Origin of the sequence: Streptomyces hilarionis, from assembly GCF_024539675.1 — a bacterium.
Taxonomy (GTDB): Bacteria; Actinomycetota; Actinomycetes; order Streptomycetales; family Streptomycetaceae; genus Streptomyces; species Streptomyces hilarionis.
The window spans coordinates 29,818-56,137 of record NZ_JAHHIT010000065.1; the positions used below are offsets into that span (position 1 = coordinate 29,818).

Here is a 26,320-nt window from a genome sequence, read left to right on the forward strand (position 1 = left end):
CGCCGACATGATCCGAACGACAGGCCCTACGCTGGGCGGATGCCGGTGACCGTGCTCCTCGTCGACGACGAACCCCTGGTCCGCGCGGGCCTGCGGGCCGTTCTGGAAGCGCAGCCGGACATCGAGGTGGTCGCGGAGGCGGCGGACGGGGCCGCGGTGATCCCGCTGGTGCGGCGGTGGCGGCCCGACGTCGTCGCCATGGACGTGCGCATGCCGCTGATGGACGGCATCGAGGCCACCCGCGCGGTGCTGCGCTCGGTGGACCGGCCGCCGAAGATCCTGGTCGTCACGACCTTCGAGAACGACGAGTACGTGTACGAGGCGCTGCGTGCGGGCGCCGACGGGTTCCTGCTGAAGCGGGCCCGGCCCGCCGAGATCGTGCACGCGGTACGCCTGGTCGCCGAGGGCGAGTCGCTGCTGTTCCCGGCCTCGGTGCGACGGCTGGCCGCCGAGTACGGCGGCGGGGCCGGCGCCGCGGGCCGGGCGGCGCCGGACGCGGTGGAGCGGGCCGGGCTGACCGGCCGGGAGGCCGAGGTGCTGCGGCTGATGGCCCGTGGGCTGTCCAACGCGGAGATCGCCGCCCGGCTCTTCGTGGGAGCCGAGACCGTGAAGTCGCACGTGAGCGCGGTGCTGGCGAAGCTGGGGGCGCGGGACCGGACCCAGGCGGTGATCACGGCGTACGAGTCGGGATTCATGGCCTCGGCCTGAGCGGTGCGTGACCTCTTCGGTACGAAGGCGGCACTCGCCCGGGTCACGCCCGCCGAGTACGATCCGCCCCAACACGGGCTCGAGCTGGAAGGACGCACCTTGGGGCGGTTGACGGGCGGGGATCCCTCGCTGCTGCGAAGGATCAATTCCGCGGTGGTGCTGCACGCGTTGCGCGCGGCGGACTGCGCGACGCTCACGGAGATCACCCGTGTGACGGGCCTGTCCCGGCCGACCGTGGAGGGGGTCGTCGAGGACCTCATCGCGGCCGGGCTCGTCGTCGAGATGGCGGCCGACGAGAGCGTCGCCCGGCGGCAGGGGCGGCCCGCGCGGCGGTTCCGGTTCCGCGCCGAGGCCGGTCACCTCCTGGGCCTGGAGATCGGCTCGCACCGGGTGGCCGCGCTGCTGGCCGACCTGGACGGGCGGGTGCTGGGCGCGCAGTCCAGGGAGGTGGAGGAGTCGGCGCCGGCCGACGACCGGCTGGAGCGGCTGCGCGGCGCGGTCGCCGAGCTGCTGCGCCGGGCCGGGGTGCCGCGCAGCTCGCTGCGGGCGGTCGGGGTGGGCACGCCGGGGATCGTCGAGGCGGACGGCACGGTGCGGCTGGGCACCGCGCTGCCGGAGTGGACGGGGCTGCGGCTGGGCGAGCGGCTGAGCCGGTCCTTCAAGTGCCCGGTGCTGGTGGAGAACGACGCCAACGCGGCGGCCGTGGCCGAGCACTGGAAGGGCGCCGCCACCGAGTCCGACGACGTGGTGTTCGTGCTGGCCGGGCTGAGTCCCGGCGCCGGCTCGCTGATCGGCGGTCGTCTGCACCGGGGTTACGGAGGGGCGGCCGGGGAGATCGGCGCGTTGCACCTGCTGGGGCGCGAGGCGACACCGGAGACGCTGCTGTCCACCACGGACGAGCCGCTGCATCCGCTGGACGAGCAGGCGGTCGCGGCGGTGTTCGCGCAGGCGCGGGAGGGCGACCAGCGGGCCCGGGCCGCGGTGGACCGCTTCATCCAGCGGCTCGTCCACGACGTGGCCGCGCTGGTGCTCGCCGTCGATCCGGAGCTGGTGGTGGTCGGCGGCTGGGCGGCCGGCCTGGACGGTGTGCTGGAACCGCTGCGCGACGAGCTGGCGCGCTACTGCCTGCGGCCGCCGAAGGTGGCCCTGTCGATGCTCGGCGAGGCCGCGGTGGCGACGGGGGCGCTGCGGCTGGCCCTCGACCACGTGGAGGAGCAGTTGTTCGCGGTGGAGGGCACGGTCACGGCGCGGCGGTGAGGCCGCCCACCGCGCGACGCGCCGCGCCCCGGAGGAGATCCGGGGCGCAGGACGTCAGCCGGAGCGCGCACGCGGGCCGTTCGGGGGCCCGCCCCTCACGACCCGTCGCGGGCGGGGCGTTCAGGAGGCCTGCGGGCCGGGACCGTGGTGTATCTCCACGCCGCCCGCCGCGCCGAACGTCAGGCGGCAGGTGTCCGCGCGGTAGGTCGCGACGGACAGCGCCGCGGTGCGGCCCTCGGCGAAGAAGCGGGTGGTGACCACGAGCACGGGCGCGCCGGGGAGCCGGTCGAGTTCCCGCGCGTCGTCCGCGCGGGCCGAGCCGAGCTCCACCGCGCGGTCCTGGCCCTGAAGTTCGAGGCGTTGCAGCTCGGCGAGCACCGCCCGCGCGCGTGCCGCTTCGAGGGGGGCGTCGCTCCCGGTCGCCTCGGGCGCCGACGCCAGGGGGACGTAGAGCAGTTCCGCGGCGACGGGCTGGCCGTCCGAGACGCGTGAGCGGCGCACGATGTGCACGGCCTGGTCGCGCGCGGTCTCCAGGGCGGTGGCGACGGCCGCGGGCGGGACCGCGAGGGTGCTGTCGACGGGCTGCCAGGCGTCGTCGTCCGCGCCGGGCCACACCTGCTGTCCGGTGCCGACGGCCACGCCCATCCGCGGCGGCGCCACGGTGGTGCCGACGCCGCGGCGGCGCTGAAGCCTGCCCTCCAGTTCGAGCTGCTCCAGCGCCTGGCGCAGCGTGGCGCGGGCGACGCCGAAGCGGGCGGCGAGCTCACGTTCGTTGGGCAGGATCTCCCCCACGGTGAACTCGGAGTCGAGCGCTTCGCTGAGCACCGTCCTGAGATGCCAGTACTTCGGTTCCTGCACCGATTCCAGTTGCGTGGTCCCCACCCTGTCCTCCGCAATCGCCGTGGTCGGCAGCGTTTTTTCGCGCCCTTGTTTATTAAAGGTTGTTGCACTTATCTGCGACCATAGGACGCCCCCCACCCTTGGTCAAGACCAATCCTCGAACCCTGTCGGCCCCAAGCGGCTCTTGGGGGAAAGCGTTTACGAGAAGTTCGCGAGCGGGCGCTGCCGTGACACTCCGGCAACGCTCCCGCCGTCAAGGCGGCCCGAGTCGCCGGGCGCGAACTACGGTGGCGCCAGGTCCGGCGCTCCGTCCGGCCCGAGGGACACGGGAGGTCGGCTGTGCGGTACGCGGTGCTGGGTACGGGCGAGGTCGGGCGCACGCTCGGCGGCGAACTGGTGCGCCTCGGGCACTCGGTGGTCCTGGGTTCGCGCACGAAGGACAATCCGGCGGCCCTGGAGTGGGCGCGCGCGGCGGGCGCGGGGGCGAGCACGGGAACCTTCGCGGAGGCGGCTGCGGCCTCCGAGGTCGTCGTGAACGCCGTGTCCGGGCGGGTGGCCGTGACGGCCCTGCAAGCGGCCGGGGCGGCCCACCTCGACGGCAAGGTCGTGCTCGACGTCTCCAACCCCCTGGCCTTCGAGGACGGCGAGGCGCGGTTGTCGCCCGTGGAGTCGGACAGCGTCGGCGAGCAGATCCAGCGGGCGTTCCCGCGGGCGCGTGTGGTGAAGTCGCTCAACACCGTCAACTGCCAGGTGATGGTGGATCCCGCGCGGGTGCCCGGCGAGCACCAGGTGTTCGTGTGCGGGGACGACGAGGACGCCAAGGGCCGCGTCACGGCGCTGCTCGGGGAGTTCGGCTGGCCCGCCGGCCGGGTGATCGACCTGGGCGGGATCCGGGCGGCGCGCGGGGTGGAGATGTGGCTGCCGCTGTGGCTCGACCTCATGCGCCGTTTCGGTCACGCCGACTTCAACCTGGAGCTGCGCAGGGCCCGTTGAGCCGACCGGACCGGGAGAAAGCGGATCGGCGGGGCGTCCGCGGGGGTTCACTCAGCTGGGGGCTACCCGCCGGTAGCAATTGCTGACAAGCTGTCTACGGCGTCCCCCGGCCCAGTCCAGACGAGGAGCTCCCATGTCCGCCACCGTCTCCTTCACGATCCCCTCCCCCGGCGGCCCGCGACCGGTCACCGTGTCCTACACGCGCGCGGGCAGGGGCGAGCCGCTGCTCCTGCTGCACGGCATCGGACACCACCGGCAGGCGTGGGACCCGGTGGTGGACATCCTGGCCGCCGAACGCGACGTGATCGCGGTGGACCTGCCGGGGTTCGGCGCGTCCCCCGCCCTGCCGGACGGCCTCGCCTACGACCTGCCCACGACGACCGCGGTGTTCGGAGCCTTCTGCGAAGCGATGGACCTGGACCGCCCCCACGTGGCGGGCAACTCCCTGGGCGGCCTGCTCGCCCTGGAACTCGGCCGCGAGAAGCTGGTGCGGACCGTCACCGCGCTGTCCCCGGCCGGGTTCTGGTCGGAGGCGGAGCGGCGCTACGCCTTCGGCGTCCTGGTCACCATGCGGGGCATCTCCCGACGGCTGCCGCTGCCCCTCGTCGAGCGACTGGCGAGCACCGCGGCCGGCCGCACCGCCCTCACCAGCACCATCTACGCCCGCCCCGGCCGCCGTTCACCCGAGGCCGTGGTCGCCGAGACGCTGGCCCTGGCCCAGGCCACCGGGTTCGACCAGACGCTGAAGGCCGGCATCTCGATCCGCTTCACCGAGGATCTGCCCGGCGTGCCCGTCACCGTCGGCTGGGGCACCCGCGACTGGCTGCTGGTGCGCCGCCAGGGCGTCCGCGTGAAGCAGGTCATTCCGGCCGCCCGCCTGGTGCGGCTGCCCGGCTGCGGCCACTGCCCGATGAACGACGACCCGGCGCTCGTCGCCCGCGTGATCCTCGACGGCAGCCGCTGAGGCGGCGGCAGGGTTCGGCGCCCCCGCCCCCAGGGCGACCCCGGCCCCGACGAGGGCGCTGCCGACCGCTTGAACCAGGCCGTAGGACCCGGCGCCCACGAGCGGCGCGGTGCAGGCGGCCGCGACGGGGATGAGGCCGGAGAACAACGTGGCCCGCTCCGCGCCGATCCGCTGCATGCCCATGTACCAGCAGACGAAGCCGACGACCGTGACGACCGCCGCCTGCCACAGCAGCGCGGCGGTCTCCGCGCCGTCGGGGCGGCGCAGCCACCGCGGACCGGCCGTCAGCAGGCCTACGGCCGCCGACTCGACGGCGGCCAGCCCGCACACCGTGGCGGACAGCAGCCGCGGGCCGAGCGGCCGCAGGACCGGCACGGCCAGCACCGCGAAGCCGACCTCCCCGGCCAGCGCGCAGACCGACCAGGCGATGCCCGCGCCGTCCGACGGGCCCCACCCCTGCACGGTGAACGCGCCGACGGCGACCAGCGAGGACCCGTACAGCACCGCGCGCCGGGGCCGTCGCCGCGCCGCGAGCGGGACGACGACCGCCACCACGACGGGGGCGCAGCCCACGAGGACACCGGGGACGGCGGGCTCCGCGGAGCGCTCGGCGCACAGCACCGCCAGGTTGAACCCGACCATCCCGACCGCCGCGAGAAGGGCCAGACGCGCCCACGCCCGCCCGGTCAGCGCGCGCAGCCGGGCTGCGGACCCGGCCCCCGTCAGGGGTGCGAGCAGCAGACAGGCCAGCCCGTAGCGCAGGCACTGACCGCCGGCGTACGGGTAGGCGCCGAGGACGCTGTTGGCGGTGAAGGACCCGCCGACGAGGACACAGGCGAGCGCGCACAGCAGGCAGCCGCGCAGGACGGTGGTGTTCATGACGGCGACGCTAGGAGCGGCGGCGGTCCGGTTTAAGGTCCACTTCCATGACGTCATCGGGGACCAATCCGACGGGGCCGTCCGCGTCGGCCGCCTGGGAGGTGCTGCTGCCTGCGGCCACCGCCCCGCCGCGCACGCGGGGCCGCGCGCTGCGGGCCGCGCTGCGCGACGCGGTGCGCTCGGGGCGGCTCGCGCAGGGCGCCCGGCTGCCGTCGAGCCGGGACCTGGCCGCCGATCTGGGGGTGTCGCGCGGGCTGGTGACGGAGGCGTACGAGCAGCTGACCGCCGAGGGGTACCTGCGCAGCGGCCGCGGCGCCGGCACCTGGGTGGGCGGCGCCGCACGGGCGGCCCCCTCCCGTGCGCGCGACCTCGCGCCGCGACCGCCGGGCGCCCGGGCCGACTTTGTGCCGGGCACGCCGGACCTGTCGCTGTTCCCGCGCGCGGCCTGGGCGGCGGCACAGCGGGGCGTGCTCGCCGAGCTGCCCCACCACGAGCTCGGCTATCCCGACCCGCGCGGACTGCCCCGTCTGCGCACGGCGCTCGCCGAACTCCTCGCCCGCCGCCGGGGCGTGGTCGCCGACCCGGAACGCCTCGTGATCGTCTCCGGCGTGGCCCAGGCGACGGCGCTCCTCGGGCTCGCGCTGCACGCGCGCGGAACGGACGCCGTGGGCGTCGAGGACCCCGGCAGTCCCCAGCACGGCGCCCTCTACGCGGCGGCCGGCGTCACGGCCGTCCCCCTGCCCCTGGACGACGAGGGGACCGACCTGACGGCGCTGCGGGCGTCCGGCGTCCGGGCCGTGACGACGACGCCGGCCCACCAGTTCCCCACCGGCATCGCGTACTCGGCGCGACGGCGCGCCGAACTGCTGGACTGGGCACGGTCCGTGGACGGCTTCGTCGTCGAGGACGACTACGACGGCGACTTCCGCTACGACCGCGCCCCGGTGGGCGCCCTCCAGGGCCTGGACCCCGAGCGCGTGGCCTACACCGGGTCGGTCAGCAAGTCCCTGGCGCCCGGGCTGCGGCTGGGCTGGCTGCTCGTCCCCGAGGCGCTGGCCGAGGAGGTCGTCGCCCGCAAACGCGCCACGGACCTCGGTCATCCCGTCCTCGACCAGGCGCTGTTCGCCCGCTTCGTGGAGCGCGGCGACTACGACCGCCAGCTGCGCCGCGGCCAACGCGTCTACCGCGAGCGCCGCGACGCCCTCGTGGCGGCCCTGCGGGAGCACTTCCCGGGGGCGGAGGTGCGCGGAATCGCCGCCGGGCTCCACGTCATCGCCGAGCTCCCGCCCCGGTACGGCCCGCGGCGGCGCTTCCTGCGGCACATGGCGGCGGCGGGCGTGGAGGTGCGCACGCTGGACGACTACGTCCACGCGCGTGCCGGACGCGAGGAACGCGAGGGAACAGAGGAGGAGACGACGTCTCTCGTGCTCGGCTACGCGCACCTGTCGCCCGCCCGGGTGCGCGACGGCGTTCGGCTGATGCGGCAGGCCCTCGACGAGTGACGCCCGAAGGAGCCCGTCGGGGCCGAGGGCGTGTTTCGAAAGTAGCGTCGTCCGCCCGGAGGGCGGGCCCGGCGGCGTCTGGTGCGTGCGATCGCAAGGCGGAGGGTCACCCCGATACTGGTTGTATCGGGGTGATCCCGACAACGCGGCTGGGGGTGCCCCCTCCGGGGGAGTGCGTGCCAGGCGTCGCCGGGCAGACGGGACTTTCGAAACACGCCCTAAAGGGTGTTTCACAAGTGTGGCTGTCCGCATGGCTCAGTGGTCCTTGACCTGCTGTTTCACCCGGTGAGGGCGAGGTTGTGCAGGGTGGCGACGGCCTGGACGGCATGGTGGAGGCCGTCTCCTTTCTGGCGGCAGTCGCGCAGGATCTTCCAGTTCTTCATCCGGGCGAAGGTGTGCTCGACGCGGGCTCGGACGCGCCGGTGCTCGGCGTTGTCCTCCTCCTGACCGCGAAGGAGCGGCCGTCCGGCGCGTCTGCGGTGCGGCACGATGAGGCCCGTGCCCAGGTAGGCGCCGTCGGCTATCACCGTCGTGCCCGCAGCCGTCGCGGGCAGGTCTGACTCGCGCCAGACGTGGGCATCGGCCTTGTTCCCGGGCGCCGGACGGGCCGATGCGACGACCAGGCGACTGTCGGCATCGATGATGACCTGCACGTTCGCCGAGAACCGGTAATTGCGCGACGAGGCGGCCAACGTGCGGTCGCGGACCGGGATCAAGGTGCCGTCCACGATCCACAACCGCTCCACCCCTGCGACCGGCCGCGGTGCCGGCTCCAGGGCGAGCAATGGCCGCAGGCGCTGGATGACCCGGCAGACCGTGGCCGAGGAGACCCCCAAGAGCGGGGCGAGCTGGCGCATCGTGAGGTTCGTGCGGTAGTACACGGCCACCAAGAGGACCCGGTCAGCCAGTGGCAGACACCACGGGCGGCCGCCACCAGGACCGTTCCCGCCCCGCTCACGGACCACCCTCAGCAGCCTCTCGAACCGGTCCATCCGCAGCCCTGTGAACGTCTCCACCCACAACGGCTCAGCTCTCAACACCCCACGCATACAAGGGAAATGCCCGTAACGCGGCCTTGTGCAACACCCTTTAGGCCCCTCGGAGGTCCTGGGAGCGGCCGAGGAGACCGGGGACGCACAGTCCGCCGGCCCCTCGCGGCGCGGCGGTTGTTCACCTGTGGTTTGCGTGCGCGCTGCGGCGCCCCAGTAGTTGTGACAGTGCACACCGGCCGGTTCCCGCCCCTGGAGGCCCCGTCATGTCCCACCGTCCGTTCCCCGGGCGCCGCAGCGTTCTGCGCGGCTCGCTCGCCGCGTCCGCGGCCCTGACCCTGCCCGCCGCCCTCGGCGCGGCCCCCGCCTTCGCACTGTCCGGGCGCCCGAAGGCGGGGTGGGGCGTCCAGGCCGGGGACGTGACCTGCGACTCCGGGCTGGTGTGGGTGCGTTCCGACCGGCCGGCGCGGATGATCGTCGAGACCGCGGCCACCGAGTCCTTCCGGGGGGCCCGCCGTTGGCACGGTCCGCTGGTCGGCGCGGGCACCGACTTCACCGGCACGACCCGGCTGCACGGTCTGCCGTCCGGCGAGCAGATCCACTACCGCGTGCTGCTCGCCGACCCGGACGACCCCCGCCGCACCGGCGAGCCCGTGGCCGGCACGTTCCGCACCACCCCGCTCGGCCGCCGGCGCGGAGTGCGCTTCCTGTGGTCCGGGGACCTCGCCGGCCAGGGCTGGGGCATCAACCCCGACCGGGGCGGCTACCGCATCTACGACGCGATGGCGAAGCTCGATCCCGACTTCTTCCTGTGCAGCGGCGACAACATCTACGCCGACGGCCCGATCACGGCGACGCAGGCACTGCCCGACGGCAGCCTGTGGCGCAACGTCGTCACCGAGGAGAAGGCGAAGGTCGCCGAGACGCTCGCGGAGTTCCGCGGCAACTTCCGCTACAACCTGCTCGACGACAACCTGCGCCGGTTCAACGCCCAGGTGCCGTCCGTCATCCAGTGGGACGACCACGAGGTCCGCAACAACTGGTACCCGGGCGAGGTGATCGCCGACTCCGACGCCCGGTACACCGAGAAGAGCGTCGACGTGCTCGCGGGCCGCGCCCGGCGGGCCTTCGGCGAGTACTTCCCGATCTCCACCCTGCGGCCGGGCGCGAAGGAGGGGCGCGTGCACCGGGTCGTTCGCCACGGCCCGCTGCTGGACGTGTTCGTGCTGGACATGCGCACCTACCGCAACGCCAACTCGCCCGACGACCAGCGGACGGACCCGCAGGGCATCCTGGGCGCCGAGCAGTTGGAGTGGCTGAAGCGGGAGCTGTCGCGCTCGCGCGCGGTGTGGAAGGTGATCGCCGCCGACATGCCGCTCGGGCTGGTCGTGCCGGACGCCACCGAGGGGCGGCCGAACATCGAGGCCGTCGCCCAGGGCGACCCGGGCGTCCCGCTGGGCCGCGAGCTGCAGATCGCCGAGTTGCTGCGGTTCGTCAAGCACCGGCGGATCACCGGCACCGTGTGGCTGACGGCGGACGTCCACCACACCTCGGCGCAGCACTACCAGCCGTCGCGGGCCGCGTTCACCGACTTCGAGCCGTTCTGGGAGTTCGTCTCCGGGCCGCTCAACGCGGGCGCCTTCCCGGCCAGCGCGCTGGACGGCACGTTCGGTCCCGAGCGGGTGTTCGTGAAGGCGCCGACCGCGGCGAACGTGTCCCCCGCGGGCGGCTACCAGTTCTTCGGCGAGGTCGACATCGACGGCGACAGCGGCGAGTTGACGGTGCGTCTGCGCGAGCAGGACGGGACCGTGCTGTTCACCAAGGTGCTCCAGCCCGGACGCGTCGGGCAGTAGCCCGGCGTCCCGTACCCTCGACACCGTGCCGCGCACCGGCGTCATCCCCCGGTGCGCGGCGCTGTCGTGCGGCCCGCCGCGGCCAGGGTCGTAGAAGCGTTAACAAAACGGGCATTCGTAGCCTTTACCCATCAGTCACAAACCGTTCGTGATCACGCAACACGATTCCTCCACAGTGGCTGCATGACTCGAGACATCTCCGACGTGACGCGCGCGAAGAACGGACGCCCGGTGCACCACTGGCGGCGGGACCTGGTGGAGCTCGCGGCGCTCTTCACGGCCGTCGCGGTGGCCGACGGCGTGGCGAACCTGGTGGGACACGGACCGGACGGCCCGGCGCTGCTGGCCGTCTCCGCCGTCCTGCTCGGCGCCACGGCCGGGTTCCACACCTGGTGGGCACGGCGCCACGGACACGCGCCGCCCACCGGCGATACCGACGCCCGGCCGCCCTCCGAGGAGTCGCAGGCCGGGCCGTCGGAGCTCCCCCCGGGGACCGACGAGGACAGCGCCCTGTGGCGGATGCGGACGACCGTGAAGGACGCCCCGGGGTCGTTGGCCGCGCTGTGCGGTGCGCTCGCCGCCCACCGGGTGGACATCCTCAGCCTCCAGACGCACCCGCTGGGCGAGGACACGGTGGACGAGTTCCTGCTGCGCGCCCCGGGCTCGCTCGCGGCCGCCGGGATCAGCCGGGCCGTCTCCCTCGCGGGCGGCGTGGGCACCTGGATCGAGCGCGCCGACGCCCACGACCTGGTGGACGCGCCCACCCGGGTCCTCGGCCTGGCCACCCGCACCGCACTGGACGCCGCGGAACTTCCCCTCACCCTGCGGCAGTTGCTGGGCCGCTGCACGATCCGCTCGCTGCCCGCCGCGTCGGGCGCCCGGGGGCGCGGCCAGGAGGGCGTGCCCGTGGAAGGCGTGCTGGAGGACACGGTGATGCGACTGCGCGCCCCGGAGGGCGGCGTGATCACCGTGGAGCGGCCCCATCTGCCCTTCACGCCGACCGAGTTCGCCCGTGCGCGGGCCCTGGTGGAGCTCGACGCCCGGCTCGGACCGCGCATCCCGCGCGGGCAGGACGCGCTGACGCTGCCCGAGGGCGGCGACATCACCGTGCGGCGGGCCGACACCGGTGACCTGGAAGCGGCGAAGGCGATGCACGAGCGGTGCTCGGCGCGCACGCTCGGGATGCGGTACAACGGGCCGGTCGGGGACGTGGACCGCTACCTCAACCACCTGCTCAGCCCGCGTTTCGGCCGCACCCTCGCCGTGCAGACGCCGTCCGGCCGCATCGTCGGCCTCGGGCACCTGCTGTGGGACGGCGACGAGACCGAGGTCGCGCTGCTGGTCGAGGACCGGTGGCAGCGGCGCGGGGTCGGGACCGAACTGCTCGGCCGGCTGGTGGCGATGGCCGCCGAGGCGAAGTGCGAGAGCGTGTACGCCGTGACGCAGGCCTCCAACACCGGCATGGTCGCCGCCATGCGCGGCCTGGGCCTCCCGCTCGACTACCAGATCGAGGAGGGCACCCTGGTCGTCACCGCCCGGCTGGAGACCGCGGGGGCCCGGCCGGCGTCCGTGCGCCACGACGAACGCGCCGCACGCGACTGACCCGGCCGGGACGACGGCGACGGCGACAGCGACGGGGCGACGGCGGGTGCGGGTGCGGTCATGGGCGCGGGTGCGGGTACGGTGACCGCAGGAGGGCCCGGCGATGTCCGTCGCCGGGCCCTCCTGGTTCCGCCGTCCTCCCGGCGCCCCCGCCGCCTCTCGGTCACCGTCACCGGTTCGGCGGCTCACCGGTTCGGCGGCTCACCGGTTCAGCGGCTCACCGGTTCAGCGGCTCACCGCGGCCGGACGGGGCGCTTGCGCGCACCGGCGACGGGATCGTCACGCCGGAACCGCCCGCGGCGGCGGTCGCGGGCGTGCCGGTCGCCGCGCCGAGCGCCTCCCGCAGGTCGTCCCACAGGTCCTCGACGTCCTCCAGACCCACCGACAGCCGCAGCAGCCGGTCGCTGACGCCGGCGCCCCGGCGGTCGTGCGGGTCCACGATGCGGTGGCTGATGGACGCCGGGTGCTGGATGAGGGTGTCCACGCTGCCGAGGCTCACGGCCGGGGTGATCAGGCGGACGCCCGCGATCACCTCGTGCGGGTCGCCGTGCACCTCGAAGGCGATCATCGCGCCGCCGATGCGCGGATAGTGGACGCGCGCGACCCGCGGGTCGGCCGTCAGCCGCCGGGCCAGTTCGGCGGCCGTCGCGGAGGCGGCCCGCACCCGCACCGGCAGCGTCGACAGGCCGCGCAGCAGCAGGTAGCCGGCCAGCGGATGGAGCACGCCGCCGGTGGCGAACCGTATCTGCCGCAGCACTCCGGCGAGTTCCTCGTCACAGGCGACCACGCCCCCCAGCACGTCCCCGTGACCGCCGAGGTACTTGGTGGCGCTGTGCAGCACGAGCCGGGCGCCCTGCTCGACGGGGCGTTGCAGCACGGGCGTGGCGAACGTGTTGTCGGCGAGCAGCGGGACCGAGCCGCAGGCGTGCGCGACAGCCCGCAGGTCGACCTCGGCGAGCGTGGGATTGGCCGGGGTCTCGACCATGACCAGCCCGGTGTCGGGACGCAGCGCGTCCGCGATCCCGGCGGGGTCGGTCCAGGTGACCTCCGACCCGAGCAGTCCCGCCGTCAGCAGGTGGTCGCTGCACCCGTAGAGGGGGCGCACCGCGACCACGTGCCGCAGCCCCGCCGAAGCGCGGGCCAGCAGCACCGCGCTGAGCGCCGCCATGCCGCTGGCGAAGGCGACCGCGCTCTCGGCGCCTTCGAGACGAGCCAGCGCCGTCTCGAACCGGGCGACCGTCGGATTGCCCAGCCGCCCGTACACGGGCGGCCCGTCCGGGTCCGCGCCGGTCGCGGCGAAGGCGTCGATGCGGGCCGCCTCGGCGCGGCTGTCGTACGAGGGGTAGGTGGTGGACAGGTCGATGGGCGGGGCGTGCAGGCCCTGGCGGGCCAGGTCGTCCCGGCCGGCGTGCACGGCCTCGGTGGCCAGTGCGCGGGGCGCTCCAGACGTGCGTACGCCGTCGTACGCGTGCGTGCTCGCAGCGGATGAGTCCATGGACCGCAGGGTGAACATCGCGCGGGGTCGGCGGCGCATGCGCCGTGCTACGTTCGGCCGATGGCCGAATCCGTCGTACTGGACCCGGTCGATCTCCAGCTGCTGCGGCTGCTGCAGAACGACGCCCGGACCACCTACCGCGACCTCGCCGCGCAGGTCGGGGTCGCGCCCTCCACCTGTCTGGACCGGGTGACGCGGCTGCGCCGCAGCGGGGTGATCCTCGGGCATCAGCTGCGGCTCGATCCGGCCAAGCTGGGGCGCGGCCTACAGGCGTTGCTGTCCGTGCAGGTCAGACCGCATCGCCGGGAGCTGGTGGGGCCGTTCGTGGAGCGGATCCGGGCGCTGCCGGAGGCGCTCACGGTCTTCCATCTCACCGGGCCCGACGACTATCTCGTCCATGTCGCCGTCGCGGACATGGCCGATCTTCAGCGGCTCGTCCTCGACGAGTTCACCTCGCGGCGTGAGGTGGCCCGCGTCGAGACCCGGCTGATATTCCAGCAGTGGGACTGCGGGCCGCTCCTGCCGTCCACGGCCCCAGGACCGACGCCGTGAGGTGCGCCGCCGACGGCTTCAGGACAAACGCCGTGACGTGCGCCGCCGGCCCGTACGAGGATGGGGCGCATGTCACAGACCACCAACCCGCTGCCCCGCGAGGTCGCCGACTCCTACGTCGACGACCTCATCGCCCTCGACCCGGTGACCGGCACCTACCTCGGCGTGCAGGAGAGTTCGAGCCGTCTGCCCGACTACTCCCCCAGGGGCCGGGAGGCCCTCGCGCGGCTCGCGCGGGACACCCTGGCCAGGCTCGACGAAGCGGAGCGCGCGCCCGGCGCGGACAGTGACATCGAGCGCCGGTGCGCCCGCCTGCTGCGGGAGCGCCTGACCGCGGAGCTCGCGGTGCACGAGGCCGACGAGGGCCTGCGCGCCGTCGGCAACATGGCCACGCCCGCGCACCACGTGCGCGAGGTGTTCACGGTGACGCCCACGCAGACCGACGAGGACTGGGCCGCGATCGCCGAGCGGCTGCGCGCGGTGCCTGCGGCGCTCGCGGGGTACCGGGAGTCCCTGACGCTCGGCCTGGAGCGCAAGCTCTACGCGGCGCCGCGGCCGACGGCCACGTTCGTCGAGCAGCTCACCGAGTGGTCGGACCCGGACGAGGGGGGCCGGGCCTGGTTCGAGGGCTTCGTGGCCCCCGGCCCCGACGCGCTCCGCGCCGAGCTGGACGAGGCGGCGCGCGGCGCCACCGCGGCGGTCGTGGAGCTGCGGGACTGGCTGCGCGACGTGTACGCGCCGACCGCCGAGGGCGCGCCCGAGACCGTGGGCCGGGAGCGGTACGCCCGCTGGGCGCGCTTCTACAACGGCACCGACCTCGACCTCGACGAGGCCTACGCGTACGGGTGGGCCGAGTACCACCGGCTGCTAGGCGAGATGCGCAAGGAGGCCGAGAAGATCCTCCCGGGAGCCGGGACGCCCTGGGAGGCGCTGGCGCACCTCGACGAGCACGGCCGGCACATCGAGGGCGTGGACGAGGTACGGGACTGGTTGCAGGCTCTGATGGACCGGGCGATCGAGTCGCTCGACGGCACCCACTTCGAACTCGCCGAGCGGGTACGGAGGGTGGAGTCGAGGATCGCGCCGGCGGGCAGTGCGGCGGCCCCCTACTACACGGGTCCCTCGGAGGACTTCTCCCGGCCGGGCCGCACCTGGCTGCCGACCATGGGCGAGACCCGCTTCCCCGAGTACGACCTCGTCTCCACCTGGTACCACGAGGGCGTCCCCGGCCATCACCTCCAGCTGGCGCAGTGGGCGCACGTCGCCGGCGACCTCTCCCGCTACCAGGCCACCGTCGGCCTCGTCAGCGCCAACGCCGAGGGCTGGGCGCTGTACGCGGAGCGCCTGATGGACGAGCTCGGGTTCCTCACGGACGCCGAGCAGCGGCTGGGCTACCTGGACGCGCAGATGATGCGCGCGGTGCGGGTCATCGTCGACATCGGCATGCACCTGGAGCTGGAGATCCCGGCGGACTCTCCGTTCCACCCGGGCGAGCGCTGGACGCCGGACCTGGCCCAGGAGTTCTTCGGCGGGCACAGCAGCCGTCCGGCGGACTTCGTCGAGAGCGAGCTGACGCGCTATCTGTCCATCCCGGGCCAGGCGATCGGCTACAAGCTCGGCGAACGGGCCTGGCTGCTGGGCCGGGAGAAGGCCCGCGCGCGCCGGGGAGAGGCCTTCGACCTCAAGTCCTGGCACATGGCGGCCCTGTCGCAGGGGTCGCTGGGCCTCGACGACCTGGTGGACGAGCTGGCCCGGCTCTGACCGGCCGCGGCACGGCCCGCGGGGCGGCGGAAATCCGCTGTCGCGCGGGCCGTGCGTGCGTCACGCTCGTCGAATGAGCATGTCGCGAACCCTGTTCCTCTCCCCGCGCGTGACCGCGACGGGCCACGCCTTCGCGGACGCGGCACGGCGGCGCGGGACGCACGTGGAGACCCTGCGGGACTGGCGGGTGCCGGCGCGGTGGCGCGCGGCCCCGGCGGCGTCGCTCTACTCCGGTCCGCTGTTCGCGGACGCCGTCGCAGGCGGGCTGGGGCTCGGCCTGCTGGAGGCGCCGCAGGACTGGCTGGCCCGGCTGCCGTACGGACTCACTTCGCGCAAGGTGGAGTTCACCACGATCGCGCGGGCGCGCGAGCTGCGTCGGCCGGCCTTCGTGAAGCCGCCGAACGACAAGAGCTTCCCCGCGCGGGTGTACCGGGACGGCAGCGGACTGCCCGGGTCGGACGCGGTGGACGGCACGGAGCCGGTGCTGGTCAGCGACATCGTGACGTTCACCGCGGAGTACCGGCTCTTCGTGCGGGACGGCGAGGTGCGCACCGGCAGCCGGTACGCGACCGGGGGCGACCTCGACGTCGTCCCGTTGGAGCGGGACGCGCGGCGCGCCGAGGTACTGGCGTTCGCCGAGCGGCTCGCCGGGACGGGACTGCCGAGCGCGGTCGTCGTGGACGTGGGGCTCGTCGAGGGCGGCAGGTGGGCCGTCGTGGAGGCCAACGCGGCCTGGGCCAGCGGCCATTACGCGTGCGACGCGGACGCCGCGCTGGACGTCGTCCTGCACGCGGCCCGCCCCGAGGGCGAGTTCGGGGCGGCGGACCGCCGCTTCCTGCGGCCGGTCCCGGCGGTGGTGCGGGACTGAGACCCGGGCGAGGGGCCTCGCGGACGGCGGTCAGCAGCCGCAGTCGGCCGCGTCCGCGGGGGCGGTGAGCGGGTCGGCGTCGCGCCGCTCACCGCCCCGCCAGGTCTCGTAGGCGAACCCCTCGCGCGCCCAGTACTCGAAGCCGCCCAGCATCTCCTTGACCCGGTAGCCGAGTTCGGCGAGCGCGAGGGCGGCGCGGGTGGCGCCGTTGCAGCCGGGGCCCCAGCAGTACGTCACCACCACCACGTCCTTGTCGAGGAGCCGTTCGGCCTGCTCGGGGACGAGCGCGGTGGGCAGGTGCACGGCGCCCGGGACGTGCCCCTGGTCCCATGCCGCGGTGGAGCGGGAGTCCACGACCACGAAGCCGGGGTCGCCGCCGGCCGCCAGGGCGGCGGCCACGTCGGAGACGTCGGCGTGGAAGGCGAGGCTCGCCCGGAAGTGGGCGGCGGCCCGTGCGGGGGACGCGGGGGCGACGCGCAGGACGGGGTTCACTTCGCTCACGCTGGGGGCGGCGGTCATCTCGGGGCCTCTCCGAAGGTGGTGGTCGACGACCCGAAATCTACGGTCGCCGACGCGCTCCCTGAAGGGGTGTTCCCCGGCATGAGCCTTGCCGGACCGGGGATTTCCCTGCTACTCATCGGCCATGACCGAGTATTCCCCGGACGCCACCGACTGGCGCATCCTCGAGGTCCTCCAGCGCGAGGGCCGGGCCAGTTTCGCCGATCTGGCGCGTGCCGTGGCGATGTCGGCGAGCGCCGTCACCGAGCGCGTGCGACGGCTGGAGGAGGCGGGCGTCATCCAGGGGTACGCGGCCGTCGTGGACCCCGAGCGGCTGGGGCTGTCGATCCTGGCGTTCGTGCGGCTGCGCTATCCCCACGGGAACTACAAGCCGTTCCACGACCTGGTGGCCGTGACGCCCGAGATCCTGGAGGCCCACCACGTGACGGGCGACGACTGCTTCGTCATCAAGGTCACCGCCCGGTCGATGCGCCACCTGGAGGAGGTGTCGGGCCGGATCGGCGCGCTGGGGTCGGTCACCACGAGCGTGGTCTACTCCTCGCCGCTCCCCCGCCGCCCGCTCGGCCGGTAGCCCCGCAGCCGCACCGACGACCCCGAGCGGCCCTTGACGACCTCCAGCTGGGCGTGGATGCGGCGGCGCAGGTCGCCCACGTGGCTGACGATGCCCACGCTGCGGTCGCGTTCGCGCAGGGAGTCCAGGACGTCGAGGACCTCGTCGAGCGTCTGGTCGTCGAGGCTGCCGAACCCCTCGTCGATGAAGAGGGTGTCGAGCCGGACGCCGCCGGCCTCGTCGGTGACGACGTCCGCGAGACCGAGGGCCAGGGCGAGCGAGGCGAAGAACGTCTCGCCGCCGGAGAGCGTGGCGGTGTCCCGCTCCCGGCCGGTCCAGGCGTCGACGACGTGCAGTCCGAGCCCGCTGCGGCCGCGGCCGGCCCGGTCGTCGGAGTGGACCAGGGTGTAGCGCCCGGAGGACATGCGCTGAAGCCGGGCGGTCGCGGCGGCGGCCACCTGTTCGAGACGGGCGGCCAGGACGTACGCCTCCAGGCGCATCTTGCGCTCGTTGTCCGCGGAGGTGCCCGCGGCGAGGCCGGCCAGGCGGGCCACCCGGTCGTACTCCTCGCGCAGCGGGGCGAGCCGGCGGACCCCGTTCTCCGCGCGCGCGGAGAGCTCGTCGAGCTGGGCGCAGCGGCGGCCGGCCGCGTCCTGGGCGGAGGCGGCCGCGCGCAGCCGTTCGGCCGCCGCGGCCGCCGCGCGTCCGGCGGCCGCGAGGTCGGCGGGGGGCTGCCCGGCCGCGGCCACGGTGTCGGGTTCGGCGAGGGCGGCCCGTACGGCCGCCTCCTCGGACTGCCAGGCGTCCAGACGGCGTTGCAGCTCGCGGTGGGCGTCGTCGTCGAGGAGGGCGTCGGCGGCCGCCTGCGGCGTGTCGAAGCCGGCCCGGAACGCGGCCTCGTCCAGGCGTCCGTCGGCGGCCTTGAGACGTTCGGCGCTCTCCTCCGCGGCGCGGGCGGTCTCGGCCGCCTCGGTGAGCCGCGCCGCCCGGCGCTCCAGCTGGGCCGCCCGCGCGCCGACGCTGTCGGCCGTTCCGCGCGCCCGCGTCAACTCCTCCTCCAGCGTCAGCCGTTCACGCTCCAGGCGCTCGCGGTGGCCCACCCGGGACGCGGCCCTGACGGCCGCCTCGCGCTGGGCCTGCGTACGACGCTCGTGCTCCTGCTCGGCCCGGCGCAGTTCCTCGCGCGCGGGGTGCAGCGCCGAGGCCTGGGAGCGGGCCTGTGCGTAGGCCTGCTCGGCCTCCAGCGCCTCGGCGGCGAGCCGGTCCGTCGGGGCGTCGCCCGCCTCCGCCGTGGCGGCGGCGAGCTCCTCGCGCAGGAGGCCGTGCGCGCGCTCCTGCTCGGCCTGGCGTTCCTGGGCGCTCTGGTGAGCGGCGAGTGCGCGCTCCTCGGCCTCGCGGTCGACGTGCCCGGCGTCCTTGCGGGCGGGCGCGGGGTGCTCGGTGGCGCCGCAGACCGTGCACGGTTCGCCCTCGGCGAGGGTGGCGGCGAGTTCGGCGGCGATGCCCCTGAGGCGTCGCTCCCTGACGTCGAGCCACAGCTCGCGGGCCGCCTGCGTCCGTTCGCGTGCGGCGAGCGCGGTGCGTCGCGCGGTGTCCAGGTCTGCGGTCAGCGCGTCGCGTCGCCGGGCCGCCTCCAGGCGCCGCCGTGCGGGCTCGCGCCGGCCGTCGAGCTGCTCGGCGCGGGTGGCGGCCTCCTGGGCGGTCTCGATCCGGGCCCGCAGGTCCGCGCGGACGGCGTCCCAGCCGGCGAGCCAGGTCTCGGCCTCCGTCAGGACGTCCTCGTCGTCGCGTTCGCGCCGGTCCAGGTCGGCCCGTTCCCCCGCCAGTTCGGCCAGCCGCCGCTCGCCCCGGCGGGCGGACTCCAGACCGCCCAGCTCCTCGGCGGCCCGGCGGGCGGCGGCGGCGAGCCCGGCGGCTCCGGAGTCGGCGGACGGCTCCGGGAGCAGGGCACGCGCGCGGGCCGCGCGGGCCGCCGCCTCCCGGTGCTCCGCGTCAGCGGTCTCGCGCAGCTCCAGCGCCGGCGCCACGGCCTGCGCCTTGCGCGCCCGCTCCATGCGCGCGAGCGCCTCCCGGTGGGCTCCGGCCCGCTCCTGGAGCGCCTCGGCCCGGGCGCGCGCCTCGGCGAACCGCCGCTGGAGCCGGTCGCGTTCGCGGACGTCGGCCAGCTCCCGCTCGGCGGCGGCCTGGGCGGACTCGGCCGCGAGGCGGGCGCAGTGCGCGGTGGTCAGCAGCTCGCGCGCGGTGCTGCGGGCGACGGCGGCGGCGCCGAGCACCGCGTCGGCCAGGCCGGGCTCCCCCGGGGCGAGCTCGGGCAGCTCCATGGCGTCGCCGGCCGCCTGCTGCATCCGGTGGGCGTCCGCGAGCAGCGCGGAGTCGCCCTCGCGCACGCGTGCCTCGCCGACGCGCCGGCGTTCGGCGAGACGCTTCTCCACCTCGGCGAACCGCCCGGTGTCGAAGAGACGGCCGAGCAGCCGGCCCCGGGCCTCGGCGTCGGCGCGCAGGAAGCGGGCGAAGTCTCCCTGGGGCAGCAGCACGACCTGGCAGAACTGCTCGCGGCTCATGCCGAGCAGCTGGGTGATCTCCTCGCCGATCTCCTGGTGGGAGCGGCTGAGGTCCTTCCACGCGCCCCGGGCCGTGTCGTACTCGCGCAGCAGGCTCTGGGCCTTGTCGACCGTGGTGCCGGCGCCGCGCTTCTTGGGCCGCTCCCAGGGCGGCTGCCGGGCGATCTCCAGCCGGCGTCCCGCGACGGTGAACGCGAGGGTGACCTCGGTGCGCGTGCCGGGAGCGGCGTGGTCGCTGCGCAGGGTCGCGCCCTGGCCGCTCTGCCGTGCCCCCGGCACGGAGCCGTACAGCGCGTAGCACACGGCGTCCAGGACCGAGGTCTTGCCCGCGCCCGTCGGACCGTGCAGCAGGAAGAGGCCGGCGGCGGAGAGCTCGTCGAAGTCGACGCTCTGGGCGCCGCCGAAGGGGCCGAAGGCCGTCAGGTCGAGACGGTGCAGCCTCACCGCGCCACCTCCTGGGCCATGTCGTCCGCGCGGACGGCGTCGAAGGCGTCGCGCAGCACGCCCTGCTCGCGGGCGTCGGGTCCCGCTCCGCGCACATGGGCGACGAAGTCCTCGGCGATCTCCTGGTCGCTGCGGTCGGCGAGCCGGCGGGCGTAGGACACGGCGGGGTCGTCGGGCGCGCGTTCAGGGGCGAAGACGAGGCTCAGGGTGTGCGGGAAGCGCTCGGCGAGGCGGGCCATCGGGTCGGCGGGGCGGACGGCGTCGGTGAGGGTGGCCTCGACCCACGCCTGCTCGTGGCGGGCCAGCGCGGGGTCGGCGAGGAGGTCCTCCAGCGTTCCCCGGACGCGGGCCAGCGCCCGGGGCGCCGGGCAGTCGACGCGCTCGGCGCGGACCTCGCCGCCGGCTCCCAGGTCGACCAGCCACATGGTCTTGCGGTGCTCGCTCTCGGAGAAGGAGTAGGCCAGCGGGGACCCGGAGTAGCGCACCCGCTCGGTGATCGTCTGGCAGCCGTGGAGGTGGCCGAGCGCGGTGTAGTCGACCCCGGCGAAGACGCCGGCCGGCACGGAGGCGACCCCGCCGACGGTGATGTCGCGTTCGCTGTCGCTGGGCTCGCCGCCGGTGACGAAGGCGTGGGCGAGGACGACGGAACGCGTTCCCGGCGCGCGTGCGGCGAGGTCGGCGCGGACCCGGTCCATGGCGGCGGTGAGCACACTCTCGTGGGCGGCCCTGTCCACGCCGAACTCGTCCTTGACGAGGGCGGGTTCGAGATAGGGCAGGCCGTAGAAGGCGACCTCGCCGTGGACGTCCGCGAGGATCACGGGCGTGCCGGCGGCGGCCGGGTCGGTGCGCAGGTGGATGCCGGCGCGCCCGATGAGGCCGGCCCCGACGCCGAGCCGGCGGGCCGAGTCGTGGTTGCCGGAGATCATCACCGTGGGCACGCCGAGACCGGCGAGCCGGTGCAGGGCGTCGTCGAAGAGCTCGACGGCGGCCAGTGGCGGCACCGCGCGGTCGTACACGTCCCCCGACACGACCACCGCGTCGACCTCGCGCTCACGCACGGTCGCCACGAGGTGACCGATGAACTCGGCCTGGGCGCCGAGCATGTTCACCCGGTGGAATGCCCGGCCGAGATGCCAGTCGGACGTGTGCAGGAGCCTCATGATCCCCGAGACTAACGGCCGGGTCCGACAGCACGGGCGGTTACTCCCGTATCGCACCGTCATGACGGGTGGACATGGAGGGGCGTTACGGACATTCAGGCCAGGAGAGCGCCCGAGGCGTCGCATGTCACACCCCGTGGGGCCCGCGCGCCGCGCTCACACGTCCCCGTAGGCCTCCTCGCCCAGCGTGAGGCAGGCCGTGCCGGCGGTGGCGTCCGCCAGCCAGGCGCGGAAGGCGTCCACCTCGGCGTCCGGCAGGCCGACCTCGAGGGCGACCGCCTCGCCGTAGCGGACGTCGCGCACCTGGCGCCCGGTGGCGAGCAGGTCGTTGTGCACCTTGCCGGCGCGCTGGTGGTCGACGGTCACGGTGACCAGCCGGAAGCGGCGGCGGGTGAGGACGCCGACGGAGTCGATCGCCTCGCCGACCGCGCCGCCGTAGGCCCGGATCAGGCCTCCCGCGCCGAGCTTGACGCCGCCGTAGTAGCGGGTGACGACGGCGACGACGTACCGCATGTCGCGGCGCAGCAGCATGTGCAGCATGGGCACGCCCGCGGTGCCGCCGGGCTCGCCGTCGTCACTCGCCTTCTGCACGGCGGCGTCGGCGCCGATGACGTAGGCCCAGCAGTTGTGGGTGGCGTCGGCGTGCTCCTTGCGGACGGACGCGAGGAAGTCCTGCGCCTGCTGTTCGGTGGCCGCCGGGGCGAGGGCGCACAGGAAGCGGGACCGGTTGACCTCGGTCTCGTGCACGCCCGCGCGGGCGACGGTGCGGTACTCGTCCTGCATCCGGTCAGCCTATGCGGTGATCGGACCGGCGACTCGCGCGCGGCGCTCCGCGGGCCGCGACGGGGGGCCGACGGCGGCGACCGTGACCGCGGCCCCGACCGCCCACGGGTGCGCGTCGTCGCTCAGGCGCCCCTGGGCACGGTCATCGAGGTGAGCAGGGCGGCGCCGGGCGTCAGGGCCCGCCAGTGCGGGCCGTGCCAGGTCAGGACGGCGATCGCCGACGTCGGGAACTTCAGCCGCACCTGGTCGAGGGCGTCTCCGAGGCCCGCTCCAGCCAGGTGCAGGACGAGTTCCTCCAGACCGGGGTTGTGTCCGACCAGCAGGAGGGTGCCGACCTCGTCGGGCGTCTCGCGGACGACGTCCAGCAGCTCGGGCGCGTCCGCCCCGTAGAGCCGGGCGTCGAAGATCGCCCGCGGCGGCGGATCCCACCGGGCGCCCGCCAGCGCCCAGGTATCGCGGGCGCGGACGGCGGTGGAGCACAGGGCGAGATCCGGGCGGCAGCCGGCTTCGGCGAGCGCGCGGCCCGCCGCCGGGGCGTCCCGGAGGCCGCGCGGGCCGAGCGGCCGCTCGTGGTCGGGAACGCCGTGCGGCCAGGCCGACTTGGCGTGCCGCAGCACGACCAGCCGGCGCGGCGGGCCGTCCGACGCCGTGCCGCCCGTCGCCGCGGCGCCGCCGGCGGTCATGCCGGCGCCCCGAGGTCGCGGGTGAGTTCGAGGCCGAGCAGCCGGTCGGCGTAGGCGTACGTCTCGAAGCGGGCGCCCGCCGCGAGGCCGGGACCGGCGTCGCCGACCGAGCGCAGCACGTTCAGCACCGCGGGCACGTCGAGGTCGTCGTCCCAGGCGGCGCGCAGCCGCGCGCGAAGCTCCTCGGGGACCGGTCGCGAGGGCTGCCGGGCCCAGTCGGCCACGGCCCGCCGCCAGCGCGCGAGGGTGTCGCGGGCCTCGGCCAGCGCCGTCGCGTCGAGCCGCAGCGGCTCCGCACGGGGCGCGGAGAGCAGGGCGAGCCGCAGGACGGCCGGGTCGGCGTCCGGCACGGCCCGGCGGGCGTCCACCGTGGCCGGACAGCCCTCGACCGGGGCGACAAAGATCCGCACCCCGTCGTCGGGGCTCCGGCCCCCCTCACCCACGACGTGGAGGATCTGCGCCTCGCCCACGCCGGCCGCGAGGTCCCTGCCGTCCTCGAAGGGATGCATGCCGAGGGCCGTGGCGCCGGCCCGCAGCTCGGCCTGGTCGCGGTCGCCGGTGAGCTGGAGCCAGGCGGGCGTGCCGCCCAGTTCCAGCGCGCGCACCAGCAGGTCCGCGACGAGCAGCACCCTGAGCGACGCGGCCCCGTAGCCCGAGGCATGGGCCTGGACACGGGTCAGACCCCGCCGGACGGGGGCGGCGAGGGCGGGTTCGCCGGTTCGGGCGTCGATGATGCGCAGCACGTGCCGAGCCTAGGCGGACGAACGCGGGTTCGCAGGCAGGGGGCGCAAAGGCGGGGTCCGGAATCAGGATCCGTCGCCCAGTGTTGACCCCCGCGTCGGATCCTGTGCGACGCAAGAATCATTACGACTGTTTCTGACCGATTCTGATCAATCCCGACTGTCAAGGAGGCTGCCGGTGTACGGCGACGAGACGACGATCCGGAAGATCCTCACCGCGACCGGTGACACCTGGGCCGTGGTGGGCCTGTCGACGAACCGCGCGCGGGCTGCCTACGGCGTCGCCGAGGTGCTCCGGCGCTTCGGCAAGCGGGTCGTGCCCGTGCACCCGAAAGCGGAGACCGTGCACGGCGAGCGGGGGTACGCCTCCCTGGCGGACATCCCCTTCGCGGTGGACGTCGTCGACGTCTTCGTCAACAGCGAGCTCGCGGGGGCCGTGGCCGACGAGGCGGTGGCCAAGGGCGCGCGGGCGGTGTGGTTCCAGCTCGGCGTCGTCGACGAGGCGGCCTACGACCGCACGAGGGCCGCGGGGCTGGACATGGTCATGGACCGCTGCCCTGCGATCGAGATCCCGCGCCTGTCCTGACAGCCCGGCTCCGGGGGCCGGTGCGGCGGGCACGTCCCCGTCGGGGCGGTGACGCGCCCGCCGGAGCGCCGAACGGGCCGCCCATAATGGGCCGGTGACCACCGACTCCCCTTCCTCGCGTTCCTCGCGCCACGTCCCGGTCGTCGTCGTGGGCGCGGGCCCGGCGGGCCTCACCGTCGGCAACATCCTGCGGGCCGCGTCCGTCGACTGCGTCGTACTGGAGGCGGAGAGCCGTGAGTTCATCGAGCGGCGGACCCGGGCCGGGGTCATCGAGGAGTGGGCGGTGCACGCGTTGCAGCGCCGCGGTCTCGCCGACAACCTGTCGGCACGCGCCGAGCGCCACTCGTCGTGCGAGTTCCGCTTCGGCGGCGAACGGTACCGCTTCTCCTACACCGAGCTGACGGGCCGTCATCACTGGGTGTATCCGCAGCCGTTGCTGGTGACGGACCTCGTCCGCGAGTACGTCGACGTGCGCGGCGGCGACGCCCGCTTCTCGGTGCGCGACGTGGACCTGCACGACCTCGACACCGCTCGGCCCTTCGTGACGTACACATGCCCGGAGACGGCTGAACAGCAGGTGCTGACGTGCGACTTCGTCGTCGGCGCGGACGGCCCGCGCGGTGCGGCCCGGGCCGCGCTGCCGCCCGGACACGCGCGGATCGCCCGGCACGACTACGGCACGGGCTGGCTGGCGCTGCTCGCCGAGGCGCCGCCGTCCGGCGACTGCGTGCTGTTCGGCGTCCACCCGAACGGCTTCGCCGGGCACATGGCCCGCAGCCCCGAGGTGACCCGCTTCTACCTCCAGTGCCCGCCCGGCGACGACCCGGAGAACTGGTCCCACGACCGCGTCTGGTCCGAGCTGCGCCTGCGTCTGGAAGCGGCGGACGCGCCGCCGCTCGTCGAGGGCCCGCTGATCGAGAAGCGCGTGCTCGACCTGCACGACTACGTGGTCGAGCCGATGACGTACGGACGGCTCTTCCTGGCGGGCGACTCGGCGCATCTCGTGGCGCCCATCGCGGCGAAGGGCATGAACCTCGCCCTGCACGACGCGTTCCTGCTGGGGGACGCCCTGGTCGCCTACCTGGACGGCGGCGACGGGAGCGGGCTGGACGGCTACTCGGAGGCCTGTCTGCGCCGGGTGTGGGACTACCAGGAGTTCTCGCAGTGGCTGTCCGAGGTCTACCACGGGACCGCCGCCGGCGACCCCTTCCGCGCGGGCACCACCTTCGCCCGGCTGCGCCGGCTGTTCACGTCCCCCGCCGCCGCTGCCGCCTTCGCGGAGCAGTACCTGGGCGCGGCGGAGCGCTACTGACGCGGCGGAACGCCGCGAACACCGCACGCCGGGACGCGCGACACACCGGACGAGGACCGCGCCGGACGGCTACCGCGTCGGACGAGGACCGCGCCCGCCGCGCACCGCGTGCTGCTCAGTCGTGCACCGGGCGGTCGCCGAGCCGGTGGTCCGCCACGCTCAGCGCCTCGTCGACCAGCCGGCGCAGATGACCGTCGGACAGCGAGTAGATCACCCGGCGGCCGTCCTTGCGGGTGTTCACCAGGCCGGCCAGCCGCAGCCGCGCCAGATGCTGGCTGACCGCCGGGCGGGCCGCGTCGCAGCGCTCCGTCAGGGTGCTCACGTCGGCCTCGCCGGAGACGAGCGCGTGCAGCAGGGTGAGCCGGGTGCGGTCGCCGAGCAGGGCGAGCAGCTCGGCGGCGAGGGCGAACTGCTCTTCGCCGGGAGTGCGCGGATGCGCATGGTGCGCAGGTGACAGGTGCATGCGTGCGCTCATACGCACATAATGGCCGAGTGGGCGCGGACGCGTCCACCTGGGCGCACCGGAAGGGGACCGACGTGGGCGACCGGCACGACCACGGACAGGAACACGGGCACGGGCACGATCAGGCGCGCCGGGACGGCCACGGGCGCCCGCACGCGCACGGCCATGACCACGGGAACGGCCACGGCCACGTCGAAGGACACGGCCGCCCCCCGGCCGACGTCGACGCCCACACCCGTCCCGCACACCCCCACCC

The 26,320-nt window shown here is 74.9% G+C and carries 23 protein-coding genes and 2 pseudogenes; 13 read left to right on the forward strand and 12 right to left on the reverse strand.

The genetic code is table 11. The features are described 5' to 3' along the window. Nucleotides 1-39 precede the first annotated feature (39 nt). Nucleotides 40-708, forward strand: coding sequence for a response regulator transcription factor (locus tag KMS84_RS17135; protein ID WP_256917103.1), 669 nt, complete (start codon nucleotides 40-42; stop codon nucleotides 706-708). A gap of 99 nt (nucleotides 709-807) precedes the next feature. Next, nucleotides 808-1,965, forward strand: a complete 1,158-nt coding sequence (locus KMS84_RS17140; protein WP_256917127.1) for an ROK family transcriptional regulator — start codon at nucleotides 808-810, stop codon at nucleotides 1,963-1,965. A 120-nt stretch (nucleotides 1,966-2,085) separates the two neighbouring features. On the opposite strand, the gene KMS84_RS17145 is transcribed toward KMS84_RS17140, so the two are convergent. Beyond that, the gene (locus KMS84_RS17145; RefSeq protein WP_256917104.1) at nucleotides 2,086-2,847 is read right to left on the reverse strand and encodes a GntR family transcriptional regulator; all 762 of its coding nucleotides are present in this window, start codon (nucleotides 2,845-2,847) and stop codon (nucleotides 2,086-2,088) included. A 297-nt stretch (nucleotides 2,848-3,144) separates the two neighbouring features. Between KMS84_RS17145 and KMS84_RS17150 the strand changes: the two genes are divergently transcribed. Both KMS84_RS17150 and KMS84_RS17155 read left to right on the forward strand, forming a co-directional pair. Continuing rightward, the gene (locus KMS84_RS17150; protein WP_256917105.1) at nucleotides 3,145-3,798 is read left to right on the forward strand and encodes an NADPH-dependent F420 reductase; all 654 of its coding nucleotides are present in this window, start codon (nucleotides 3,145-3,147) and stop codon (nucleotides 3,796-3,798) included. A 133-nt stretch (nucleotides 3,799-3,931) separates the two neighbouring features. Further along, nucleotides 3,932-4,762, forward strand: a complete 831-nt coding sequence (locus tag KMS84_RS17155; protein ID WP_256917106.1) for an alpha/beta fold hydrolase — start codon at nucleotides 3,932-3,934, stop codon at nucleotides 4,760-4,762. Nucleotides 4,763-4,804: 42 nt separating this feature from the next. Here KMS84_RS17155 and KMS84_RS17160 read toward each other — a convergent pair. Further along, nucleotides 4,805-5,698: pseudogene (locus KMS84_RS17160) on the reverse strand (EamA family transporter); the annotation flags it as partial. On the opposite strand from KMS84_RS17160, the gene pdxR reads away from it, so the two are divergent. Continuing rightward, nucleotides 5,689-7,143 carry a MocR-like pyridoxine biosynthesis transcription factor PdxR gene (gene pdxR, locus KMS84_RS17165; RefSeq protein ID WP_256917107.1) on the forward strand — a complete coding sequence of 485 codons (1,455 nt, stop codon included), beginning with the start codon at nucleotides 5,689-5,691 and terminating at the stop codon, nucleotides 7,141-7,143. The pseudogene KMS84_RS17160 and the gene pdxR overlap by 10 nt on opposite strands. Before the next feature lie 278 nt (nucleotides 7,144-7,421). Here the strand turns inward: pdxR and KMS84_RS17170 are convergent, their stop codons facing one another. Then, the gene (locus KMS84_RS17170; RefSeq protein WP_256917108.1) at nucleotides 7,422-8,192 is read right to left on the reverse strand and encodes a transposase family protein; all 771 of its coding nucleotides are present in this window, start codon (nucleotides 8,190-8,192) and stop codon (nucleotides 7,422-7,424) included. A gap of 206 nt (nucleotides 8,193-8,398) precedes the next feature. Here KMS84_RS17170 and KMS84_RS17175 point away from each other — a divergent pair, with 206 nt between their 5' ends. Next, nucleotides 8,399-9,985 (forward strand): alkaline phosphatase D family protein, encoded by a 1,587-nt coding sequence (locus tag KMS84_RS17175; RefSeq protein WP_256917109.1) that lies wholly within the window; start codon nucleotides 8,399-8,401, stop codon nucleotides 9,983-9,985. A gap of 183 nt (nucleotides 9,986-10,168) precedes the next feature. Next, a complete protein-coding gene (locus KMS84_RS17180) occupies nucleotides 10,169-11,587 on the forward strand; it encodes a GNAT family N-acetyltransferase (RefSeq protein ID WP_256917110.1) in 1,419 nt (472 codons plus the stop codon). 217 nt (nucleotides 11,588-11,804) lie between these two features. Here the strand turns inward: KMS84_RS17180 and KMS84_RS17185 are convergent, their stop codons facing one another. After that, nucleotides 11,805-13,082 carry a trans-sulfuration enzyme family protein gene (locus KMS84_RS17185; protein ID WP_256917111.1) on the reverse strand — a complete coding sequence of 426 codons (1,278 nt, stop codon included), beginning with the start codon at nucleotides 13,080-13,082 and terminating at the stop codon, nucleotides 11,805-11,807. A gap of 60 nt (nucleotides 13,083-13,142) precedes the next feature. On the opposite strand from KMS84_RS17185, the gene KMS84_RS17190 reads away from it, so the two are divergent. The 3 genes from KMS84_RS17190 (at nucleotide 13,143) to KMS84_RS17200 (ending at nucleotide 16,263) form a co-directional block, all read left to right on the forward strand. Next, nucleotides 13,143-13,634: an Lrp/AsnC family transcriptional regulator gene (locus tag KMS84_RS17190; RefSeq protein WP_109000896.1), complete on the forward strand. Its 492-nt coding sequence runs from the start codon at nucleotides 13,143-13,145 to the stop codon at nucleotides 13,632-13,634. Nucleotides 13,635-13,703: 69 nt separating this feature from the next. Next, a complete protein-coding gene (locus KMS84_RS17195; RefSeq protein ID WP_256917112.1) occupies nucleotides 13,704-15,395 on the forward strand; it encodes a DUF885 domain-containing protein in 1,692 nt (563 codons plus the stop codon). A 73-nt stretch (nucleotides 15,396-15,468) separates the two neighbouring features. Then, a complete protein-coding gene (locus KMS84_RS17200; RefSeq protein ID WP_256917113.1) occupies nucleotides 15,469-16,263 on the forward strand; it encodes an ATP-grasp domain-containing protein in 795 nt (264 codons plus the stop codon). 30 nt (nucleotides 16,264-16,293) lie between these two features. On the opposite strand, the gene KMS84_RS17205 is transcribed toward KMS84_RS17200, so the two are convergent. Then, on the reverse strand, nucleotides 16,294-16,782 hold the full coding sequence (locus KMS84_RS17205; RefSeq protein WP_256917114.1) for a rhodanese-like domain-containing protein: 489 nt from the start codon (nucleotides 16,780-16,782) through the stop codon (nucleotides 16,294-16,296). A 124-nt stretch (nucleotides 16,783-16,906) separates the two neighbouring features. Between KMS84_RS17205 and KMS84_RS17210 the strand changes: the two genes are divergently transcribed. Continuing rightward, nucleotides 16,907-17,353 carry an Lrp/AsnC family transcriptional regulator gene (locus tag KMS84_RS17210; RefSeq protein WP_256917115.1) on the forward strand — a complete coding sequence of 149 codons (447 nt, stop codon included), beginning with the start codon at nucleotides 16,907-16,909 and terminating at the stop codon, nucleotides 17,351-17,353. Here KMS84_RS17210 and KMS84_RS17215 read toward each other — a convergent pair. The 5 genes from KMS84_RS17215 to KMS84_RS17235 form a co-directional block, all read right to left on the reverse strand. After that, on the reverse strand, nucleotides 17,314-20,337 hold the full coding sequence (locus KMS84_RS17215) for an AAA family ATPase (protein ID WP_256917116.1): 3,024 nt from the start codon (nucleotides 20,335-20,337) through the stop codon (nucleotides 17,314-17,316). The genes KMS84_RS17210 and KMS84_RS17215 overlap by 40 nt on opposite strands. Continuing rightward, the gene (locus KMS84_RS17220; RefSeq protein ID WP_256917117.1) at nucleotides 20,334-21,497 is read right to left on the reverse strand and encodes an exonuclease SbcCD subunit D; all 1,164 of its coding nucleotides are present in this window, start codon (nucleotides 21,495-21,497) and stop codon (nucleotides 20,334-20,336) included. The genes KMS84_RS17215 and KMS84_RS17220 overlap by 4 nt, the downstream gene beginning before the upstream one ends. A gap of 156 nt (nucleotides 21,498-21,653) precedes the next feature. Then, the gene (locus tag KMS84_RS17225; RefSeq protein ID WP_256917118.1) at nucleotides 21,654-22,280 is read right to left on the reverse strand and encodes a YigZ family protein; all 627 of its coding nucleotides are present in this window, start codon (nucleotides 22,278-22,280) and stop codon (nucleotides 21,654-21,656) included. Between the two features lie 122 nt (nucleotides 22,281-22,402). After that, the gene (locus KMS84_RS17230; RefSeq protein WP_256917119.1) at nucleotides 22,403-22,963 is read right to left on the reverse strand and encodes a SixA phosphatase family protein; all 561 of its coding nucleotides are present in this window, start codon (nucleotides 22,961-22,963) and stop codon (nucleotides 22,403-22,405) included. Then, complete coding sequence (locus KMS84_RS17235) at nucleotides 22,960-23,706, reverse strand: cysteine--tRNA ligase (RefSeq protein WP_256917120.1); 747 nt, start codon at nucleotides 23,704-23,706, stop codon at nucleotides 22,960-22,962. Before KMS84_RS17235 ends, KMS84_RS17230 begins: the two co-directional genes overlap by 4 nt. Before the next feature lie 175 nt (nucleotides 23,707-23,881). On the opposite strand from KMS84_RS17235, the gene KMS84_RS17240 reads away from it, so the two are divergent. Both KMS84_RS17240 and KMS84_RS17245 read left to right on the forward strand, forming a co-directional pair. Further along, the gene (locus tag KMS84_RS17240) at nucleotides 23,882-24,289 is read left to right on the forward strand and encodes a CoA-binding protein (RefSeq protein WP_256917121.1); all 408 of its coding nucleotides are present in this window, start codon (nucleotides 23,882-23,884) and stop codon (nucleotides 24,287-24,289) included. A gap of 94 nt (nucleotides 24,290-24,383) precedes the next feature. Then, the gene (locus tag KMS84_RS17245; protein ID WP_256917122.1) at nucleotides 24,384-25,601 is read left to right on the forward strand and encodes a 4-hydroxybenzoate 3-monooxygenase; all 1,218 of its coding nucleotides are present in this window, start codon (nucleotides 24,384-24,386) and stop codon (nucleotides 25,599-25,601) included. Nucleotides 25,602-25,716: 115 nt separating this feature from the next. Here KMS84_RS17245 and KMS84_RS17250 read toward each other — a convergent pair whose 3' ends face one another. Both KMS84_RS17250 and KMS84_RS17255 read right to left on the reverse strand, forming a co-directional pair. Then, entirely contained in the window at nucleotides 25,717-26,076 is a 360-nt protein-coding gene (locus KMS84_RS17250; RefSeq protein WP_256917123.1) for an ArsR/SmtB family transcription factor, read from the reverse strand. After that, nucleotides 26,073-26,320: pseudogene (locus KMS84_RS17255) on the reverse strand (hypothetical protein); the annotation flags it as partial. The gene KMS84_RS17250 and the pseudogene KMS84_RS17255, both read right to left, overlap by 4 nt.